The following is an 18,943-nucleotide window of genomic DNA, read 5'->3' as shown; positions in this document are numbered from 1 at the left end:
GCCCGGCGATGCCCCGCCGGAAGCTGCCGCTCAGCCGCCGCGGCGGCCACCGCCGGCGGTACCGGCTCGGCCAGCAGTGCGTTCCGTCGCGAGTCCGGCACATGTATGGATGCCATCCATGGCATGCGCCCTGCGGGCCAGCCTGCGGCTGTTCAAATCCGTTCCTGACCGATTTGTGCGGACTCGCTCCCGCTAATCAGGCGCTTGCGTGCCCGATCCGCGCCCGGCATCGGGCAACTGCTCCTTAGGTCTTGATGTTGGACCTCTCAGCGGATGTGGAAGCGTTCGCCTTTCTCCTCGACGGGCAGCACGTAGTGTTCGAGGCTGCTCACCGCCAGCGGGTGGAGGTTGTAGTCGGCATGCGGCGGCAAGGCTTCGTCGACGCCGTCGAGTGCGGGATTGGCCGGCGCGGGCACGGGCCGGCCAGCCTGCATCGGTGGAACGGATGGGCGATGGGACGGAGGCATCATGGCACGACTCCTGCGATCTGCGTGGCGCGTGTGGCAGCGGATCGGCGGGTCAGTGCTGGCTGGACATCGCCGCTGCTGCGGGTGCGTCCGTGCGGGTTGCGTTCCCTGATGCCAATGATGCTCCCGACCGGGGAAAAGTTGCATAGACGGATGGCCTATGCCGTTCAGTCTCACCGGGTGCGTGATCAGTGGCCTGCGCGCCGATCAGAACAGCTTTGCCTGGTCCAGCAGCAGGCGTACCGGCGCGAAGCTGCGGCGATGCTGGCGGCACGGCCCGAGCCGCTGCAATGCGGCCAGGTGCGCCGGAGTCGGGTAGCCCTTGTGCGCGGCGAAACCGTAACCCGGGTGCTCGTCATCGAGAGTCACCATCACGCGGTCGCGGCTGACCTTGGCCAGGATCGAGGCGGCGCTGATCGCCGGCTCCAGCGCGTCGCCGCCGACGATCGCGCGACCGGGGCAGGGCAGGTCCTTCGGCAGCTGGTTGCCGTCGACCAGCACCCGGTGGGCGATCGGCACAAGGCCGGCTACGGCCCGGCTCATGCCGGCCATGGTGGCCTGGAAGATGTTCAGGAGGTCGATCTCGTCCGGCTCGATCAGTACCACGCAGTACGCCAGCGCGCGTTCGACGATCAGCGGATACAGCGCCTCGCGTTTCGCCTCGCTGAGCTTTTTCGAGTCGTCCAGCCCGGGAATCGGGCGGTTCGGGTCGAGGATCACCGCGGCCACCGCCAGCGGGCCGGCCAGCGGGCCGCGGCCGGCCTCGTCGACGCCGGCCGTGAGCATGCTTTCTGCGTTCGCCACTGCTCCCCGGAGAGCAGGACGGCGGCTACTCGCGGGCAGCTTATCCAGCGGCATGTCTTTCATCGATCAGTTCGGCGATCGTCGCTGCCGCACGGTCCCCTGCGTGGCCTTCGAGGCCGCCGCGCAAGGCCTGGTGCAACTGCTCGAACGCGGCGACGATCGCGCCGCGCCGTTCGCTGTCCTTGAACAGCGCCAGGGTGGCGGCGGCCAGGTTCTCCGCGGTGCAGTCGTCCTGCATCAGTTCGGGCACCAGCAGGCCGTCGCCGAGGCCGCAGGCGCGGGCCAGGATGTTCGGCAATGCGTAGACGTCGGTCTTCAGCATTTTCAGCGCGCGCGCGATGCGATAGCTCAGCGGCGCGACGCGGTAGCCCACCACCATCGGGCGCTTGGCCAGCATCGCCTCCAGTGTGGCGGTGCCGGAAGCCAGCAGCACCACGTCGGCGGCCAGCATCGCCTCGTGCGCGTGGCCGTCCAGCAGCAGCGGTGTGTCCTCGTCGTGCGGGCCGCCGGCGAGCAGCTTGCCAAGCCGGGCACGCACCTGCGGGTTGGCGGCCGGGATCACCACGCGCAACCCCGGCACCGCGACGGCCACCCGCTTCGCCGCGTCGATGAAGGCCCGGCCCAGCCGTTCGACTTCGGACAGCCGGCTGCCGGGCAGCACCGCCAGCACCGGCGCCTGCTGTGGCAGCTGCAGGATCTCGCGCGCGCCGACGCGGTCGGAGACCAGCGCGAAACGGTCGGCCAGCGGGTGACCGACGAAGCGGGCGTCGACGCCGTGCTTCGCGTAGATCGGCGGCTCCATCGGGAACAGGCACAGCACGCGGCTGGCGCTGCGGCCGATCTTCTCCGCGCGCTTCTCGCGCCAGGCCCAGACCGACGGACTGACGTAATGCACGGTGAGCATGCCGGCCTGCTTCAGGCGCTGTTCCACGCCGAGGTTGAAGTCGGGCGCGTCGATGCCGACCACCACGACCGGCCGTTCCTTGAGCAGCCGCGCGACCAGAGCCTTGCGCAGCCGCAGCAGGCGGGGCAGGTGGCGGATCACCTCGCTGAATCCGAACAGCGACAGCTCGCGGATGTCGTACCAGGAGTCGAAGCCCTCGCGCTGCATGCGGGCGCCGCCGATGCCGACGAAACGCGCCTGCGGGTAGCGCTGGCGCAGGGCGACGATCAGGTCGGCGCCGAGCTGGTCGCCGGAATCCTCGCCGGCGAGGATGGCGATCAGCGGGGATTCGAGCTGCGGGTGGTCAGTCATGCCGGAAGCATAAGCCAGAGCGCGTGCCTGATCGCCCGATAAGCGAGACGCTTATCGGGCGAGCGCGCGCTCGCTGTGATCGAGGAATTCCAGCATCGCCCGCACGTCATCGCTCTCGCGTGCCTGTTCGACCAGCTTCTCGCGTGCCTCGGGCAACGACAGGCCGGCCATGTACAGCGTGCGGTAGGCGCGCTTGATCGCGGCAATGCGCGTCGCGTCGAAGCCGCGGCGCTTCAGGCCTTCGCTGTTGATGCCGCGCGGGCGGCCCTGCTGTTCGTTCGCCATCATCACGAACGGCGGCACGTCGTGACCGACCAGGCAGCCCATCCCGATGAACGCATGGGCGCCGACCTTGCAGAACTGGTGCACGCCGGAGTAGCCGGACAGGATCGTCCAGTCGCCGATGCTGACGTGCCCGGCCAGCGCGGAATAGTTGGAGAACACCACGTTGTTGCCGATCTGGCAGTCGTGCGCCACGTGCACGTAGGCGAGCACCCAGTTGTCGTTGCCGAGGCGGGTGACGCCGCCGCCGTCGCCGGTGCCGCGGTTGAGGGTGGTGAATTCGCGGATCAGGTTGCGGTCGCCGATCACCAGCTCGGTGCGCTCGCCCTGCCACTTCTTGTCCTGCGGTGCGCCGCCCAGCGAGGCGAACTGGGCGATGCGGTTGTCGCGGCCGATCCGGGTGGGACCCTCGATCACCACGTGCGGACCGACCACCGTGCCGTTGCCGATCTCCACCTCGGCGCCGATTACGCTGTAGGCGCCGACGCTGACGTTGCTGCCGAGGACGGCGGAAGGGTCGATCAGCGCAGTGGGGTGGATCATTTGTCGGACCTCGCGGCGCACATCAATTCGCAGCTGGCCACTTCCTTGCCGTCCACCAGGGTGCGGGCGATGAACAGGCCCATGCCGCGCACCAGGCGCTTCTGGGTCACTTCCAGGCGCAACTGGTCGCCCGGCACCACCGGCGCGCTGAAGCGCGCATTGTCGACCTTGACCAGGTAGAACAGGGGGCTGCCGTCGTCGCCCTTGGCACGGCGGCTGAGCTGGGTCAGCAAGCCCGCGGCCTGCGCCATCGCCTCGACGATCAGCACACCGGGCATCACCGGATGGCCGGGGAAGTGGCCCTGGAAGAACGGCTCGTTGATGGTGGCGTTCTTGATGGCGACCACGCTGACGTCGGGCACGATCTCGACCACGCGATCCACCAGCAGGAACGGATAGCGGTGCGGCAGCAGCTCCTGGATCTGCTCCACGTTGATCGGCATGGGCAGCGCGCCTCGGTTCTCACTCATCGTTATTGTCCTTCTCCAGCGCCGACAACCGGCGCGCGTACTCGTCCAGATGTTTGAAGCGCGCCGCGTTCTTCCGCCACTGGCGGTTGTCCTGCAGCGGCACGCCGGATGAATATTCGCCGCCTTCGCGGATCGAGTGCGTCACCAGGCTCTTGGCGGTAATGGTAACCCGGTCGGCCAGTTCGAGATGGCCGAGCACGCCGGCGTTGCCGCCGATCATGCAGTAGCGGCCGATCTTCGCGCTGCCGGCCACCGCGGCGCAGCCGGCCATCGCAGTGTGCGCGCCGACGTGCACGTTGTGGGCGATCTGGATCTGGTTGTCCAGCCGCACGTCCTCCTCCAGCACGGTGTCCTCCAGCGCGCCGCGGTCGATCGTGGTGTTGGCGCCGATCTCGCAGTCGTCGCCGATGCGCACGCCGCCGAGCTGCGGGATCTTCACCCAATGGTCGCGCTCGAACGCCAGGCCGAAACCGTCCGAACCGATCACGGCACCGGGGTGCACCAGCACGCGCCGCCCCAGCGTGACCCGGGTGACCAGGGTGACGCGGGCCACCAGTCGCGATTGCGCGCCCACCACGCAGTCCTCGCCGAGGATGCAGTGCGGGCCGAGCACGGCGCCGTCGCCGACCTCCGCGCCAGCGGCGATCACGCAGCCCGGACCGATGCTGGCGCTGGCGCTGATCCGTGCGCCGGCAGCCACCACGGCGCCGGGATGGATGCCCGCGGGTGCGGCCGGCAGCCGTTCGAACAGCGTGGCGATCTTCGCGTAGGCGACGTAGGGATCATCGGCGACCAGCGCGGCGGTCGTGCAGTCGGCGAGGCTCTCCCCGCGCAGCACCACCACGCCGGCGCGGGTCGTCGCCAACTGGCCGGAGTACCTGCTGTTGGAGAGGAAGCTCAACTGGCTGGGACGGGCGCCCGCCAGCGTGCCGACGCCGTCGATGATGCGCGTGCCGTCGCCGTTGAAGCCGAGCCCGAACCGTTCGGCGAGTTCGGCCACCGTGTAGTTGATTGCGCTCATGCGTGCTCCGGAACCTGCCGGCCATTGTAGGGGGTGGCGTCCCGGCCTGCAGTGCGCCGCTCCGGCAAAAGAAAGCGCGGCATGGCCGCGCTTCCCCGTGTTCCCCCGGCCTCCGGTCGGGTCAGAACTGGCTGCCGAAGGTGAACTGGATCCGTTCCTCGTAGTGACGATCCGCGGCCTGCGTGCGCAGCGGTACGGCGAAGCTGATGATCAGCGGGCCGATCGGCGCCTGCCACTGCAGCGACAGGCCGGTGGATGCCCGCAGGTCCGAGGCGTTGAAGCTGTTGTAATCCTTGTAGACGTTGCCGACGTCCATGAACCAGGACACGCGGGCGGTGTTGACGTCCTTCAGGAACGGCAGCGGCAGGAACACCTGCGCGGTGCCGAGCACCTTGAAGGCGCCGCCGATCGGTTGCGCGTAGTAACCGCCGTTGCACAGGCCGCCGGCATTGGGCTTGCTGCCGTCGATGCAGACCCGCGGGCCCAGCGTCTGGTCCTGGTAGCCGCGCACGTCGCGCACGCCGCCGGCGTAGAAGTTCTGCCAGAACGGCAGGTCCTGGCGCATGTCGGTGATGACATGGTTGGGGTTCTGCGCCAGGCTGGCGGTCTTCAGTGCGTCGAAGGCCTGGTCGCTGATGCCGTTGCTGCCATAGGTCTTGCCGTAGCCGACCTGGCCGTCGAGGTACAGTACGAAGCCCTTGCCGATCGGCCAGTAATGGTTGATTTCGGTGGAGAGCTTCCAGTACTGCACGGTCGAGCCGGGCAGCGCCACGTCGGTCGAGGCCGAGATCAGGCCGCCGCGGGTCGGTGCCCAGTAACCGTTGCGGGTATCGTGGTTCCAGCCCAGCGTGCCGGTCCAGGTGTGGATGGTCTTGTTGCCGATCTCGTTCTGGTAGTCGAGCAGCACCTGCGGGCTGTAGCCGGAGAACAGGTTGACCGTGTTGCTGCTGATGCCCAGGCCCACGCGCAGGCCGTCCGTCTCGCTGATCGGGATGCCGAGGTAGGTGGAGAAGCTCTTGGCGCTGGTGGCGTAGTTCGCGAAGTCGGTATTGCCGTAGTCGGTCTTCGAGTACGAGGCGCTGTAGCCGATGCCGATGCCGCTGTCGGTCAGGTACGGGTTGTAGTAGCTGAGGGCGATGCGGCTGTAGTAGGTGCTGCGCTCGCCGCTGATCGAGAAGCTGTCGCCGGTGCCGAACAGGTTGTTCTGCGACACCGAGGCGTTGAGGATGATGCCGGAGTACTGCGAGTAGCCGATGCCGAACTGCATGCTGCCGGCGGACTGCTCCTCGACCTTGACGCTGACGTCCACCTGGTCCTGGGTGCCAGGCACCAGCTTCTTGTCGATGTCCACCTTCTTGAAGTAGCCGAGCCGCTGCAGGCGGACCTTGGAGCGGTCGATCGCCGCCTGCGAATACCAGGAACCCTCGAGCTGGCGCATCTCGCGGCGGAGCACGTTGTCCTCGGTGCGCGTGTTGCCCTGGAACACCACCCGCCGTACATACACGCGCTGGCCCGGCTCGACGTACATGGTCAGGTCGACGGTGCGCTTTTCCTTGTCCAGCTTCGGGATCGGCGTGACTTTGGCATAGGCGTAGCCGATGTTGGCGAGCAGGCCCTTGATCGCCTTGGAGCTGGCCTCGATCGCCCCGCGGTTGAAGGTGTCGCCGGTCTTGACGAAGACCAGCTGGCGCATGGTCGCCTCCGGCAGGATCAGGTCGCCGAGCAGCTTGACGTCGGCGACCTTGTAGATCTCGCCTTCCTTGATGCTGGCGTCGATGTACATCGCGCGCTTGTCCGGCGCGATCGCCACCTGGGTGGAGTCGACGCCGAAGTCGGCGTAGCCGCGGTCCATGTAGTAGGACTGCAGTTTTTCCAGGTCGCCGGAGAGCTTCTCGCGCGAGTACTGGTCGTCCTTCGAGTACCACGACATCCAGTTGGAGGTGTTCGATTCGAAGCCTTCGCGGATCTGCTTGTCGGTGAACGCATGGTTGCCGAGGATGTTCAGTTCCTTGATCTTGGCCGCCTTGCCCTCGCGGACCTCGATCTCGACGGCCACCCGGTTGCGGTCCAGCCTGGTCACGTGCGGGTCGACCGACACGTTGTACTTGCCGCGGTTGTAGTACTGCCGGATCAGTTCCTGCTGCACGTTGTCGAGCGCCAGCCGGTCGAAGGTCTCGCCCTCGGACAGGCCGATCTCCTTCAGGCCCTTCTTCAGGTCGTCGGTCTTGATGTCCTTGTTGCCGCGCAGGGTCAGCTTGGCGATCGACGGCCGCTCGACCACCTTGATCACCAGGATGCTGCCTTGCCGGTCGAATTCCACGTCGCTGAAGAACTTGGTGCGGTACAACGCGCGGATCGCGCGCTGCGCCCCTTCGTTGGTCAGCTGGTCGCCCTTGTTGATCGGCAGGTAGTTGAAGACGGTACCGGCGGAGATGCGGCTGAGGCCGTCGATGCGGATGTCCGACACCACGAACGGGTCGAACGCGAACGCATTGGCGGAGAGGGAGGCAAGCAGGATCAGCGCGGCGATACGCTTCATCGTCGGTTCCGTTGGGTTATTTCGATGGAGCGGCCAGCGCGGCCGCCCCGATCAACGCATGAGGCAGGGACAGGCCCTGCCTCGAAAGAGAATCCGCACCCCGCCGGGAGAGTGCATCCGGTGACATCCCGCCGCACCGTGCCGCGATCGGCGCAGGCAGGCTCGTCGTCGACATGCGGCGGTCGCCGGCCGTCGGCATCACGACAGCAGCATGCGGTGGATATCGTTGTAGAACGCCAGTCCCATCAGGGTGAACAGCAGGGCGAGGCCGATGTACTGGCCCACCACCATCGTCTGTTCGCTGACCGGGCTGCCCTTGATCAATTCGACAAGATAATACAGCAGGTGCCCGCCATCCAGGACCGGGATTGGCAGCAGGTTGAGGATCGCCAGGCTCAGCGACACCAGTGCCAGGAACTGCAGGAACCACGGCAGGCCCATGCTGGCCGAGGCGTTCGCCACCTCGGCGATGCCGATCACGCCGGACAGGTTCCGGGTCGAGGCCTCGCCGGTCAGCATCTTGCCGAGCATGCCGAAGGTCTGCGTGGTGTTGTGCCAGGTGGCGCCGAGCGAGGCAGCCATGGCCCTGACCGGGCCGTAACTCACGGTGGCCGGCTCGATCGCCGGTGCACCGACACCCATCACCCACTTCGGCGGCAGGCCTTCCAGCGACTCCCACCTGGCGGTGACGTTCAGTTGCAGCGACCGGCCGCCGCGTTCGATCGCAATCGCCAGCACCGGCGACTTGACGGCCTCGGCCTGCACCAGCTTGCCGAACGCGGCAAAGTCAGCCACCGCCTGGCCGTTGACGCTGGCGATGCGGTCGCCGCCCCGCATGCCGGCCAGCGCGGCCGGCTGGCCGGGCATCACGGTGGCGGCGATTGCCGGCGGCGGCGCCAGCTTCAGGCCGAGCTTGCCCAGGTACTGGCCCACGTCCTGGCCCGGCGGCAATTCATCCAGCGGCAGCACCAGTTCGCGCGTGCGTCCGTCCTGGCCGCGCACGGTCAGCGGCAGCGGCGCGCGTCCGAGCAGGGCATTGGCCACCACGTCCATCGCGTCGGTCCAGGTGCCGACGCTGCGGCCATCGACGCTGAGGATGCGGTCACCCGGCTGGACCCCGGCGCTGGCGGCAAGGCTCTGCGGCGCCGCGGTCACCACCGGGGCGACATCCGGCCGCCCCAGCATGAACATCAGCCAGAACGCGACGACCGTGAAGATCAGGTTGAAGCCCGGTCCGGCGGCCACGATGGCGATGCGCTTCCACACCGGCTTGCCGGTGAACTCCTGGTCGCGCAAGGCGGGATCGACCTCGCCCTCGCGCGCGTCGAGCATCTTCACGTAGCCGCCCAGCGGGATTGCGGCGATCTGGTACTCGGTGCCGTCGCGGCCGATGCGTTTCCAGATCGCGTTGCCGAAACCGACCGAGAAGCGCAGCACCTTGACCCCACAGCGGCGCGCGACCCAGTAGTGGCCGAACTCATGGAAGGTGACCAGCACGCCCAGCGTGACCAGCAACCAGAACACCGAGCCGAAGAAGGAAGTCATCAAATACCGTGGCGAAAAGTCATCGGGACAAGAATATCAGCAAGCATTGCGCAGAACGCGGCGGGCCGCTTCCCGGGCCGTGCGGTCGCGTTCACACAGGGTTCCCACATCGACCACGGCCTGCGCCGGCAGTTCCGCAAGCACGGCCTCGACCAGGTCGGCGATCGCCAGGAACGGCAGCGCGCCGGCCAGGAAGGCTTCCACCGCCACTTCGTTGGCGGCGTTCAGCACGGCGGGGGCGTCGCCGCCGGCGCGCAACGCCTGGAACGCCAGCGCCAGGCAGCGGAAGGTATCGAGATCCGGTTGCTCGAACTGCAGCGGGGCGCAGGCGGCCAGGTCCAGCGACGGCACACCGGATTCGACCCGCTCCGGCCACGCCAGCGCGTGGGCGATCGCGGTGCGCATGTCCGGGTTGCCGAGCTGGGCCAGTACCGAGCCGTCGACGTATTCGACCATCGAGTGCACCAGGCTCTGCGGGTGCACCACCACCTCGATCGCCGCGGCCGGCGCGCCGAACAGGTGGTGCGCCTCGATCACCTCCAGGCCCTTGTTCATCAGGGTGGCCGAGTCGACCGAGATCTTGCGGCCCATCACCCAGTTCGGATGCTTGCAGGCCTGGTCCGGCGTGATGTCGGCCAGTTGCGCCCGCGTCCGCCCGCGGAACGGGCCGCCGGAGGCGGTCAGCACCAGCCGGCGCACGCCGCTGCGGCTCAGCTCGGGGCGTCCACCGGGCAGGCACTGGAAGATCGCGTTGTGTTCGGAATCGACCGGGATCAGCGCGCCGCCGCCGGCGGCGACCGCCTGCAGCAGCAGCGGGCCGGCCATCACGATGGATTCCTTGTTGGCCAGCAGCAGGCGTTTGCCGGCGCGTGCCGCCGCCAGCGTCGACTCCAGACCGGCGGCGCCGACGATCGCGGCCACCACGGTATCGCACGAGTCGCCGGCCGCGGCGGCGGTCAGCGCGGCCGGCCCGCTGGCCACCTCGCAGCGCACGCCGGCGGTGGCCAGGCGGCGCGCCAGCTCGGCTTCCAGCGCCGGATCGGCGATCACCGCCAGCTCCGGCCGATGCTGCGCGCACAGCGCGGCGAGCGCCTCGACCTGGCGATGCGCGGTCAGCACGGTGGCGCGGAAACGCTGCGGATGGCGCGCGATGACATCGAGCGTGTTGCCGCCGATCGAACCGGTGGCGCCGAGAACGGCGACGTTGCGCATGGTCAGAGGTCCAGCAGGAGCAGGCCGGCGGCGAATACCGGCAGCGCGGCGAACACGCTGTCCAGTCGGTCCAGCAGGCCGCCATGGCCGGGGAAAATGCTGCCCGAATCCTTCACCTGGGCGTGCCGCTTCATCAGGCTCTCGATCAGGTCGCCGACGATCGACACGGCGACCGTGAGCATTGCCAGCAGCGCCAGCGCCACCAGCCGGCCGCCGCGCACGTCGAGCAGCCAGGCGCCCGCCGTCGCCACCAGCACGCCGGCCACCATCGCACCGTACGCGCCGGCCCAGGTCTTGCCCGGGCTGATCTGCGGGGCCAGCTTGCGCCGGCCGAACGTGCGGCCGCTGAAATAGGCGCCGATGTCGGAGGCCCATACGATCACCAGCGCCAGCAAGGTCCACCAGTGGCCGTGCGGCGCGCGGGCGTGGATGCAGACCAGTGCCATCCAGGCAGGCAGGATCACGAGGGCACCGGCCAGCAGTTTCAGCGCGAGGTTCTCGCGGGTGGGCGCCGCGCCGAACGCGAAATGGCGCAGCCACAGGCAGGCCAGCAGCCACCAGGCCACGCCGGCGCCGAGCAGCAGCGGGGCCAGCGCGGTCGCGCGGGCGCTCCACAGCCACGCGAACAGGCATGCCGCCGCAAGCAGCAGGCCGATGCACCACGCCTGGCTGCGCAGGCCGCTCAATTGGGCCCATTCCCACCAGGCCGCCAGGAAGGCCAGCGAGACGATCACCGCGAACACGGCGTTCGACGACAGCAGGATGATCAGGATCACCAGCGGCGCGAGCACCAGGGCGGTGAGGGTGCGCTGAAGCAGCATGGGAATCCTCAGGAAGGGATGGCGACCTGCTCGCCGGTGCGGCCGTAGCGGCGCTCCCGTCGGGCATAGTCTTCGATGGCCCGGCGCAGGCAAGCCTGGTCGAAATCGGGCCACAGGGTATCGGTAAAGTAAAGCTCGGCGTAGGCGACCTGCCACAGCAGGAAGTTGCTGATGCGGCATTCGCCGCCGGTGCGGATGAACAGGTCCAGCGGCGGCAGCTCGGCCAGGCTCATCCACTGGCCCAGCCGGGCCTCGTCGATCTGCTCCACGCGCAGCTCGCCGCGCGCCACCGCGCCGGCGGCCTGGCGGCTGGCCTGCACGATGTCCCAGCGCCCGCCGTAGCTCACTGCGATGTTCACCTGCAGTTTGTCGTTGCCGGCGGTGCGGGCCATCGCGGCACGCATGCGTTCGCGCAGGGCATCGTCGAACGCGTCCAGGTCGCCGATGAAGCGCAGCCGCACGCCGTGGCGATGCAGCTCGTCCACTTCCTTGTCCAGTGCGCGCACGAACAGGCCCATCAGGGCGCCGACCTCGTCCTGCGGGCGCTGCCAGTTTTCGCTGGAGAAGGCGAACAGGGTCAGCGCCTGGACACCCTCGCGCAGGCACGCCTCGATCACTTCGCGCACGGCCTTGCGACCGGCGTTGTGGCCAAAACTGCGGGGGCGATGGCGGGCCCTGGCCCAGCGACCGTTGCCGTCCATCACGATGGCGACGTGGCGTGGGACCGTGGGTGCCTTGGCCTTGGTCATGAAATGGGAACGGGCGGTGGCGTGATCAAAGCGCCATCAGCTCCTCTTCCTTCGCCTTGACCACGGCGTCGACATCCTTCACCGCGCGATCGGTGAGCTTCTGGATCTCGTCGTCGGTGCGGCGGTCCTCATCCTCGGTGATGAGTTTTTCCTTGAGCAGATCCTTCACCTGCTGCAGGGCGTCGCGGCGCACGTTGCGGATCGCGATCTTGGCGTTCTCGCCCTCGTGGCCGACGTGCTTGGCCAGCTCCTTGCGGCGTTCCTCAGTGAGCGCGGGCATGTTGAGGCGGATCACGGTGCCGGCGGTGGTCGGCGTGATGCCCAGGTCGGAGGCCATCAGTGCCTTCTCGATCGGTGCCACCATGGTTTTTTCCCATGGCGTGATGATGATCGTGCGCGCGTCGGACAGCGTGACCGAGGCGACCTGGGTCAGCGGCATGTCCGAGCCGTAGTAGGGCACCTTGATGCCGTCCACCAGCGCGGTGCTGGCGCGACCGGTGCGGATGCGGGTGAGGTCGTGCTTGAGAGATTCGATGCTCTTGCCCATGCGGGTCTGGGCATCGTTCTTGATGTCGTTGAGCATGTGGCGCTTCCCGGTAAATCTGTCAACGTTCGATTATAGCAGTGGCGGCCGGCGGAGCTTGCTGCGGCGCGGTCAGCCGCCGTCGACCAGGGTGCCGATCGGCTCGCCGCGCATGATCCGCATCAGGCTGCCCGGCACGGTCATGTCGTAGATGCGCAGCGGCATGCCATGGTCGCGGCACAGCGCGATGGCGGCAGTGTCCATCACCTGCAGGTTGCGCTGGATCACGTCGCCGTAGGTGAGCTGCTCGTAGCGGGTGGCGTCGGCGTGGCGGGCGGGGTCGGCGGTGTACACGCCGTCGACCTTGGTCGCCTTCAGCAGCAGGTCGGCGCCGATTTCCACCGCGCGCAGGGCGGCGGCCGAATCGGTGGTGAAGAACGGGTTGCCGGTGCCGGCGGCGAACAGCACGATGCGGCCCTTCTCGATGTGGCGGATCGCGCGGCGGCGGATGTAGTCCTCGGCCACGTCGTGGATCTGGATCGCGCTCATCACGCGCGCGTAGCCGCCGCGCTTCTCGATCGCATCGGCCATCGCCAGTGCGTTCATCACCGTGGCCAGCATGCCCATGTGGTCGCCGGTGACGCGGTCCATGCCGGCAGCGGCGAGGCCGGCACCGCGGAAGATGTTGCCGCCGCCGATCACCACGCCCACCTGCACGTCGGCCTTGCGTACCTCGATGATCTCGTCGGCGAGCCGGCCGAGCACCTTCGGGTCGATGCCGTAATCGGCGTCGCCCATCAGCGCTTCACCGGAGAGCTTGAGCAGGATGCGGTGGTACTTGGGCTGGTCGCTCATGGGGTCTCCGGATTGTGTGGGCAAACTGTCGCATTGTAGCTGAGAGCGGGAACGAGGAGTGAGTGGAGAGGAGTGAGGAACGAGTGCGTGCGGCAGGGCTCCGGTCGCGAAAACGAAAAGGGCCGCGGTTTCCCGCGGCCCTTTGCTTGAAACGCTGATTTTTTTATCTCAAGCCGGCCTGCTTCATCACTTCGGCGGCGAAATCCTCTTCCACCTTCTCGATGCCTTCGCCGACGGCCAGGCGGGCCACCGAGATGACGTCGGCGCCTTCCTTCTTCAGCGCCTCGGCCACGGTCACATTGGTGTCCAGCACGTAGGGCTGGCCGAGCAGGGTGACCTCGGAGACGATCTTGTGGACCTTGCCGGAGACGATCTTCTCCAGGATGTCGGCGGGCTTGTTCTTCTCCTTGTCCGACATGGCGGCCAGCGCGATTTCCTTCTCCTTGGCGAGGAAGTCGGCCGGCACGTCCTCGGCGCGGACGTAGGCCGGGTTCATCGCGGCGACGTGCATCGCGATGCCCCTGGCCAGCTCCTCGGAGCCGCCCTTGAGTGCCACCAGCACGCCGATGCGGCCGCCGTGGATGTAGCTGCCGATGATGCCGTCGGTCGCGACGCGCGCCAGGCGGCGCACGTCGATCTTCTCGCCGATGGTGGCGATCAGCGCCTTGGCGGCTTCTTCCACGTTGGCGGCGCCGGGGTAGGCGGCCGCCTTCAGCGCGTCGATGTCGGCGGCGCCGGAATTCAGCGCGACGTCGGCGACGGTGTCGCTGAACTTCAGGAAGCTGGCGTCCTTGGCGACGAAGTCGGTTTCGCAGTTGATCTCGACCAGCACGGCCTTGCCCGGGGCCTGGGCGGCCACGATGCGGCCTTCGGCGGCGACGCGGCTGGCCTTCTTGTCGGCCTTGGCCAGGCCGGACTTGCGCAGCCATTCCATCGCGACTTCGATGTCGCCGTTGTTCTCGACCAGGGCCTTCTTGCATTCCATCATGCCGGCGCCGGACCGCTCGCGCAGCTCCTTGACCAGTTGTGCGGAGATATTGCTCATCGTCAATCCTCTGATGCGTTGGTGACGCCAGGGCGACTTGCTGCCCCGGCGCGTTGTCGCTGGTGGTCCGACGGCGGGGCCGTCGTCGCGCGCTTACTTGGCGGGGGCGCCATCGCGCGAGCCGCGACCGCCGTCGCGACCGCCGTCACGACCGCCATCGCGGCGCGGGGCGCCCTTGCGCGGAGCGGCATCGCGTCGCGGGGCCGGCCTGCGATCGACCTTGGCGACCGGGTTGCCTTCCTCGTCCAGCTCGACGAAGTCGTTCGCGTCGCCCTGGGCGGCGGCCGGCGCGGCGGCCTTGCCTTCGAGGATCGAGTCGGCGGCGGCACGGGCGTACAGCTGGATCGCGCGGATCGCGTCGTCATTGCCCGGGATGGCGTAGTCGACCAGCTCCGGGTTGTAGTTGGTGTCGACCACCGCGATCACCGGGATGCCGAGCTTCTTGGCTTCCTGCACGGCGATGTCTTCGTGGCCGATGTCGATCACGAACAGCGCGTCGGGCAGGCGGTTCATGTCCTTGATGCCACCCAGCGAGGCCTGCAGCTTGTCGCGCTCGCGGCGGCGGGCCAGCACTTCGTGCTTGACCAGCTTGTCGAAGCTGCCATCGGTCTCGGCCGCTTCCAGTTCCTTCAGGCGCGACACCGACTGCTTCACGGTGCGGAAGTTGGTCAGCATGCCGCCGAGCCAGCGCGAGGTGACGAACGGCATGCCGGCGCGGGCGGCCTCTTCGGCCAGCGGCTCGCGCGCCGAGCGCTTGGTGCCGACGAACAGGATGGTGCCGCGCTTCTGCGCCAGGCCCGACAGGAAGTTCATCGCGTCGGTGAACAGCGGCAGGGTCTTTTCGAGGTTGATGATGTGGATCTTGCCGCGGGCGCCGAAGATGTACGGGGCCATCTTCGGGTTCCAGTAACGGGTCTGGTGACCGAAATGGACGCCGGCTTCGAGCATCTGGCGCATGGTGACTTGGGCCATGGGTGTAACTCCGAATTGTTGAGCCCGCTGGCGGGCTCGGGGGTTGGGACCTCCACGCATCCCCGGCTTCGACCGCGACTGGCCCGATGTTGTCGGTGGGCGAGGCGCGGCACCCCGAAGGCGGTGCCGATGCGTGTGTGGCGTTGGTTTGGGTGTTGTACCGCGCAGGGTTACAATCCCGGTTCGCTTTGCGCTGGCCGGCCGTCAAGACGGGCGTGTCAGGTCTGCAAAACTCCAAGATTGTAGCCGGTACGCCGGCGGTGCGGCAAGTTGCTGGATAACGGCAACTTTTGCCGCCATATGAGTGGAACCCATGGCCATTACCCTCAAATCCCCCGCCGACCTCGAAGGCATGCGCGTCGCCGGCAAGCTGGCCGCCGAAGTGCTGGCGATGCTCAAGGAGTACGTCAAGCCCGGCGTCACCACCGAGGAGCTGGACCGGCGCGCCTACGAGCACATCGTCAACGTGCAGAAGGCGATTCCCGCCAACGTCGGCTACCACGGCTTCCCCAAGACCCTGTGCACCTCGGTCAATCACGTGATCTGTCACGGCATCCCGAGCGAGGGCAAGGTGCTCAAGGACGGCGACATCGTCAACCTCGACGTCACCGTGATCAAGGACGGCTGGCACGGCGACACCAGCCGCATGTACGTCGCCGGCACCCCCTCGGTGCTGGCCAGGCGGCTGGTCGACACCACCTTCGAGGCGATGATGCGCGGCATCCAGGCGGTGCGCCCCGGCGCGACCCTGGGCGACATCGGCCACGCGATCCAGCAGCATGCCGAGGCGGCCGGCTTCTCGGTGGTGCGCGAGTACTGCGGCCACGGCATCGGCAAGGTCTATCACGACGAGCCGCAGGTGCTGCACTACGGCAAGCCCGGCACCGGCGTCGAGCTGAAGAAGGGCATGACCTTCACCGTCGAGCCGATGATCAACGCCGGCAAGCCGCAGACCCGCCAGCTGCCGGACGGCTGGACCGTGGTCACCAAGGACCACTCGCTGTCGGCGCAATGGGAACACACCATTGCGGTCACCGACGACGGCTTCGAGATCCTCACGCCCTGGCCGGATCAGGAGTGAGTAAAAGGCAGGAATGAGATCGCGAGCGGTACGGCTCGCAAGCTTTTTCTCATTTCCCGCTTCTGCTTCCTGCGCTCGCTTCCGGGGTCACGCCATGCCGTCAACTGCTCCGACCGCCAACGCCCTGCCGCCACTCCCCCGTTTGCCGACAGCGGTTCCGCGTTCGGGCGTTTCGGCCGACGCGCGGCGGGCGCTGCGGCAGCTGCTGGGCGACGTCGACCGGGCGCTGGCCACGGCGTTTCGCGACGGCGCCGATGCCAGCGTGCTGGCGCGGCGGCGCGGCGAATCGGTCGACCGGGTGGTGGCACACGTATGGACGGCCTGCCTTGGCGACGTGACCGGGGCGGCGCTGTTCGCGGTCGGCGGCTACGGCCGTGGCCTGCTGTTCCCGTACTCGGACGTGGATCTGCTGGCCCTGGTGCAGGCAGCGGAGCCGGCCCGTCGGCGCGCGCTGGAGCAGTTCTTCGCCACGCTGTGGGACATCGGCTTGAAGGTGGGCCATGCGGTGCGCGACCCGGCGCAGTGCCGCGCGCTGGCCGCGCAGGATGCCAGCGTGTTCACCAGCCTGCTGGATGCCCGCCGGCTGGCTGGCGATCTGGCGTTCGACGCGCAATTGCGCGCCGTGGTCGACGATCCCGCGCTGTGGCCGGCGTCGGCGTACCTTGCGGCGCGGCTGGCCGAGCGCGATGCCCGGCATGCCCGCTTCGACGACACCGCCTACAACCTCGAGCCGAACCTCAAGGACGGCCCCGGCGGCCTGCGCACGCTCGACTCGCTGCGCTGGCTGGGCCGGCGGCTGGCGCATGCGGGCGAACTCGCCGACATGGTGGCGGAAGGGTTGCTCGATCCGGCCGAGCAGGCGGCACTGGAGCAGTCCGAGGCCACCTTGCGCCGCTACCGTTACGCATTGCACCTGGAGGCGGGCCGGCCCGAGGAACGGCTGCTGTTCGATTACCAGCGCGCGCTTGCCGCGCGGCTGGGCTTCGAGGACGAGCATGAACGGAACCTCGGCGTGGAGCAGTTCATGCAGGGCTATTACCGCGCCGCCAGCCAGGTCGAGCGGCTCGGCATGCAGGTCGCCGAACGCTTCGTGGAAATGCTGGAACCGCCGGGCGAGGCGGTGCCCGTGGGCGCCGACTTCATCCGCTACGGCAAGCGCCTGGCGGCGCGCGACCCGCAGCTGTTCATGCGGCGGACCGCCGCCCTGGTGGAGATCTTCATCGCGCGGCTGGACCAGCCCGGCGTGGTCGGCTTCAGTGCCGACACCATGCGTCGCATTCACCAGGCCACCGCCGTGCATGGCGATGCGCTGGCCGACGACGACGAGGTGCTGGCCGCGTTCCTGCGGCTGCTGCGTCGCGGCGCGCCGGCGGTGGAGGCACTGTGGCGGATGAACCGGCACGGCCTGCTGGCGGCGATTCTGCCGGCGTTCGGCAAGGTGTTCGGGCGCATGCAGTACGATCTGTTCCACGTCTACACGGTCGACGAACACACCCTGCGCGTGCTGCGCAATCTGGCACGCTTCGCCGACCCGGCGGCGCAGCGCGAGTTTCCGCTCGGCCGCGAGATCTGGGCCGGTCTGCCCGCCCCGGAGGTGATGCTGCTGGCGGGGCTGTTCCACGACATCGCCAAGGGGCGCGGCGGCGACCACTCGGTGCTCGGCGCGGAGGATGCGCGGGCGTTCTGCAGCCGGCTCGGGCTGCCGCCGGCCGACGTCGAGCGGGTCGCCTGGCTGGTGCGCTGGCACCTGCTGATGAGCACCACCGCGCAGCGCCAGGACATCACCGACCCGGACGTGGTGCACCGGTTCGCCGACGTGGTCGGCAGCCGCGAGCGGCTCGGCCAGCTGTACCTGCTCACCGTGGCCGACATCATCGGCACCAGCCCCCGGTTGTGGAACGGCTGGAAGGACCGCCTGCTCGCCGACCTGTGCACCAGCACGCGCTACGCCCTGCGCAGCGACGTGGATCTGCCGCGCGACATCGGCGCGCGCGTGCGCGAATGCTCCGAGTACGCGCTGGCGCTGCTGCTGAACGAGGGTCATGCCGAAGCCGACGTGGTGCGGGTCTGGGCCGACTTCCCCCAGCTCAGCTTCCTGCGCCACCGGCCGGAGCAGATCGCCTGGCAGACCGCGGCGATCCTGCTGGCGCAGGGTGCGTTGCCGCTGGTGGCCGTGCATCCACTGTCGGTGCGCGGCAGCACCGAGCTGTTCGTCTACACGCCCGATCGAGATGGCCTGTTCGCCACCATCACGGCGGTGCTGGACCGGTTGCGTTTCTCGGTGGTCGAAGCGCGCGTCCTCAGCTCGCCGACCGGGATGGCGCTGGATACCCTCCTGCTGCTCGACGCGGACAGCCAGCAACCGGTGAGCGCGGCCCGCGCCGAGGAACTGCAGCAGCGGCTGCAGCGCGCGCTGGCGCAGTCGGCCGGCGTGCAGCCGAGCAAGCGCGGCATGTCGCGCCACCAGAAGCATTTCCAGATGGCGCCGAAGATCAGCTTCCACGCCGCCGGCGACCGCACCCAGCTGGCCCTGGTCGGCGCCGACCGTCCAGGCCTGCTGGCCGCGGTGGCGCAGGTGATGCTGGCCGCCGGGGTGCGCGTGCACGATGCGCGCATCGCCACCTTCGGCGAGCGCGTGGAGGATTTCTTCCAGCTCACCGACCGCCACGACGCGCCACTCGACGAGGCGCTGCAAGGGCGCCTGCTGCAGGCACTGGAGGAACGGATCGGCCCGGCGCGGGATTGAACGGCGGGCGCCG

The 18,943-nt window shown here is 68.5% G+C and carries 17 protein-coding genes; 2 read left to right on the top strand and 15 right to left on the bottom strand.

What is annotated here, in order from left to right; translation table 11 throughout:
• Nucleotides 1–266: 266 nt before the first annotated feature.
• The 15 genes from AC1Q5A_RS15910 to rpsB form a co-directional block, all read right to left on the bottom strand.
• The gene (locus tag AC1Q5A_RS15910) at nt 267–470 is read right to left on the bottom strand and encodes a hypothetical protein (protein WP_492702330.1); all 204 of its coding nucleotides are present in this window, start codon (nt 468–470) and stop codon (nt 267–269) included.
• 204 nt (nt 471–674) lie between these two features.
• The gene (gene rnhB, locus AC1Q5A_RS15905; protein WP_492702328.1) at nt 675–1,334 is read right to left on the bottom strand and encodes a ribonuclease HII; all 660 of its coding nucleotides are present in this window, start codon (nt 1,332–1,334) and stop codon (nt 675–677) included.
• Nucleotides 1,312–2,526 carry a lipid-A-disaccharide synthase gene (gene lpxB, locus AC1Q5A_RS15900; RefSeq protein ID WP_492702326.1) on the bottom strand — a complete coding sequence of 405 codons (1,215 nt, stop codon included), beginning with the start codon at nt 2,524–2,526 and terminating at the stop codon, nt 1,312–1,314. The genes rnhB and lpxB overlap by 23 nt, the downstream gene beginning before the upstream one ends.
• A gap of 51 nt (nt 2,527–2,577) precedes the next feature.
• Nucleotides 2,578–3,351, bottom strand: a complete 774-nt coding sequence (gene lpxA, locus AC1Q5A_RS15895; protein WP_492702324.1) for an acyl-ACP--UDP-N-acetylglucosamine O-acyltransferase — start codon at nt 3,349–3,351, stop codon at nt 2,578–2,580.
• On the bottom strand, nt 3,348–3,821 hold the full coding sequence (fabZ, locus tag AC1Q5A_RS15890; RefSeq protein WP_114341244.1) for a 3-hydroxyacyl-ACP dehydratase FabZ: 474 nt from the start codon (nt 3,819–3,821) through the stop codon (nt 3,348–3,350). The genes lpxA and fabZ overlap by 4 nt, the downstream gene beginning before the upstream one ends.
• Nucleotides 3,814–4,842, bottom strand: a complete 1,029-nt coding sequence (gene lpxD, locus AC1Q5A_RS15885) for a UDP-3-O-(3-hydroxymyristoyl)glucosamine N-acyltransferase (RefSeq protein ID WP_492702322.1) — start codon at nt 4,840–4,842, stop codon at nt 3,814–3,816. Before lpxD ends, fabZ begins: the two co-directional genes overlap by 8 nt.
• A 121-nt stretch (nt 4,843–4,963) precedes the next feature.
• A complete protein-coding gene (gene bamA / locus AC1Q5A_RS15880) occupies nt 4,964–7,381 on the bottom strand; it encodes an outer membrane protein assembly factor BamA (RefSeq protein ID WP_492702320.1) in 2,418 nt (805 codons plus the stop codon).
• Nucleotides 7,382–7,579: 198 nt separating this feature from the next.
• On the bottom strand, nt 7,580–8,926 hold the full coding sequence (gene rseP / locus AC1Q5A_RS15875; protein WP_492702318.1) for an RIP metalloprotease RseP: 1,347 nt from the start codon (nt 8,924–8,926) through the stop codon (nt 7,580–7,582).
• 36 nt (nt 8,927–8,962) lie between these two features.
• Nucleotides 8,963–10,138: a 1-deoxy-D-xylulose-5-phosphate reductoisomerase gene (locus tag AC1Q5A_RS15870; RefSeq protein WP_492702316.1), complete on the bottom strand. Its 1,176-nt coding sequence runs from the start codon at nt 10,136–10,138 to the stop codon at nt 8,963–8,965.
• 2 nt (nt 10,139–10,140) lie between these two features.
• Nucleotides 10,141–10,959 carry a phosphatidate cytidylyltransferase gene (locus AC1Q5A_RS15865; RefSeq protein ID WP_492702314.1) on the bottom strand — a complete coding sequence of 273 codons (819 nt, stop codon included), beginning with the start codon at nt 10,957–10,959 and terminating at the stop codon, nt 10,141–10,143.
• An 8-nt stretch (nt 10,960–10,967) separates the two neighbouring features.
• Complete coding sequence (gene uppS / locus AC1Q5A_RS15860; RefSeq protein ID WP_492702312.1) at nt 10,968–11,708, bottom strand: polyprenyl diphosphate synthase; 741 nt, start codon at nt 11,706–11,708, stop codon at nt 10,968–10,970.
• Between the two features lie 25 nt (nt 11,709–11,733).
• Complete coding sequence (gene frr / locus AC1Q5A_RS15855; protein ID WP_492702310.1) at nt 11,734–12,291, bottom strand: ribosome recycling factor; 558 nt, start codon at nt 12,289–12,291, stop codon at nt 11,734–11,736.
• Between the two features lie 72 nt (nt 12,292–12,363).
• Entirely contained in the window at nt 12,364–13,086 is a 723-nt protein-coding gene (gene pyrH, locus AC1Q5A_RS15850) for a UMP kinase (RefSeq protein WP_492702308.1), read from the bottom strand.
• Between the two features lie 163 nt (nt 13,087–13,249).
• Entirely contained in the window at nt 13,250–14,131 is an 882-nt protein-coding gene (gene tsf, locus AC1Q5A_RS15845; protein WP_492702306.1) for a translation elongation factor Ts, read from the bottom strand.
• A 93-nt stretch (nt 14,132–14,224) separates the two neighbouring features.
• On the bottom strand, nt 14,225–15,103 hold the full coding sequence (gene rpsB / locus AC1Q5A_RS15840) for a 30S ribosomal protein S2 (protein WP_492702304.1): 879 nt from the start codon (nt 15,101–15,103) through the stop codon (nt 14,225–14,227).
• A gap of 313 nt (nt 15,104–15,416) precedes the next feature.
• On the opposite strand from rpsB, the gene map reads away from it, so the two are divergent.
• On the top strand, nt 15,417–16,184 hold the full coding sequence (map, locus tag AC1Q5A_RS15835) for a type I methionyl aminopeptidase (protein ID WP_492702302.1): 768 nt from the start codon (nt 15,417–15,419) through the stop codon (nt 16,182–16,184).
• A 94-nt stretch (nt 16,185–16,278) separates the two neighbouring features.
• Nucleotides 16,279–18,930 (top strand): [protein-PII] uridylyltransferase, encoded by a 2,652-nt coding sequence (gene glnD / locus AC1Q5A_RS15830; RefSeq protein WP_492702300.1) that lies wholly within the window; start codon nt 16,279–16,281, stop codon nt 18,928–18,930.
• The last annotated feature ends 13 nt before the right edge of the window (nt 18,931–18,943 follow it).

It is taken from the genome of Rhodanobacter sp. GW835-FHT13D09 (assembly GCF_058793995.1).
Note: the sequence above shows the minus strand (reverse complement) of the source record. Positions and strands in the feature narration are given on the sequence as shown.

Coding starts and splice junctions, on each gene's coding strand:
- AC1Q5A_RS15910 (WP_492702330.1), bottom strand. CDS start 470: ATGATGCCTCCGTCCCATCGCCCATCCGTTCCACCGATGCAGGCTGGC.
- rnhB (WP_492702328.1), bottom strand. CDS start 1,334: ATGAAAGACATGCCGCTGGATAAGCTGCCCGCGAGTAGCCGCCGTCCT.
- lpxB (WP_492702326.1), bottom strand. CDS start 2,526: ATGACTGACCACCCGCAGCTCGAATCCCCGCTGATCGCCATCCTCGCC.
- lpxA (WP_492702324.1), bottom strand. CDS start 3,351: ATGATCCACCCCACTGCGCTGATCGACCCTTCCGCCGTCCTCGGCAGC.
- fabZ (WP_114341244.1), bottom strand. CDS start 3,821: ATGAGTGAGAACCGAGGCGCGCTGCCCATGCCGATCAACGTGGAGCAG.
- lpxD (WP_492702322.1), bottom strand. CDS start 4,842: ATGAGCGCAATCAACTACACGGTGGCCGAACTCGCCGAACGGTTCGGG.
- bamA (WP_492702320.1), bottom strand. CDS start 7,381: ATGAAGCGTATCGCCGCGCTGATCCTGCTTGCCTCCCTCTCCGCCAAT.
- rseP (WP_492702318.1), bottom strand. CDS start 8,926: ATGACTTCCTTCTTCGGCTCGGTGTTCTGGTTGCTGGTCACGCTGGGC.
- AC1Q5A_RS15870 (WP_492702316.1), bottom strand. CDS start 10,138: ATGCGCAACGTCGCCGTTCTCGGCGCCACCGGTTCGATCGGCGGCAAC.
- AC1Q5A_RS15865 (WP_492702314.1), bottom strand. CDS start 10,959: ATGCTGCTTCAGCGCACCCTCACCGCCCTGGTGCTCGCGCCGCTGGTG.
- uppS (WP_492702312.1), bottom strand. CDS start 11,708: ATGACCAAGGCCAAGGCACCCACGGTCCCACGCCACGTCGCCATCGTG.
- frr (WP_492702310.1), bottom strand. CDS start 12,291: ATGCTCAACGACATCAAGAACGATGCCCAGACCCGCATGGGCAAGAGC.
- pyrH (WP_492702308.1), bottom strand. CDS start 13,086: ATGAGCGACCAGCCCAAGTACCACCGCATCCTGCTCAAGCTCTCCGGT.
- tsf (WP_492702306.1), bottom strand. CDS start 14,131: ATGAGCAATATCTCCGCACAACTGGTCAAGGAGCTGCGCGAGCGGTCC.
- rpsB (WP_492702304.1), bottom strand. CDS start 15,103: ATGGCCCAAGTCACCATGCGCCAGATGCTCGAAGCCGGCGTCCATTTC.
- map (WP_492702302.1), top strand. CDS start 15,417: ATGGCCATTACCCTCAAATCCCCCGCCGACCTCGAAGGCATGCGCGTC.
- glnD (WP_492702300.1), top strand. CDS start 16,279: ATGCCGTCAACTGCTCCGACCGCCAACGCCCTGCCGCCACTCCCCCGT.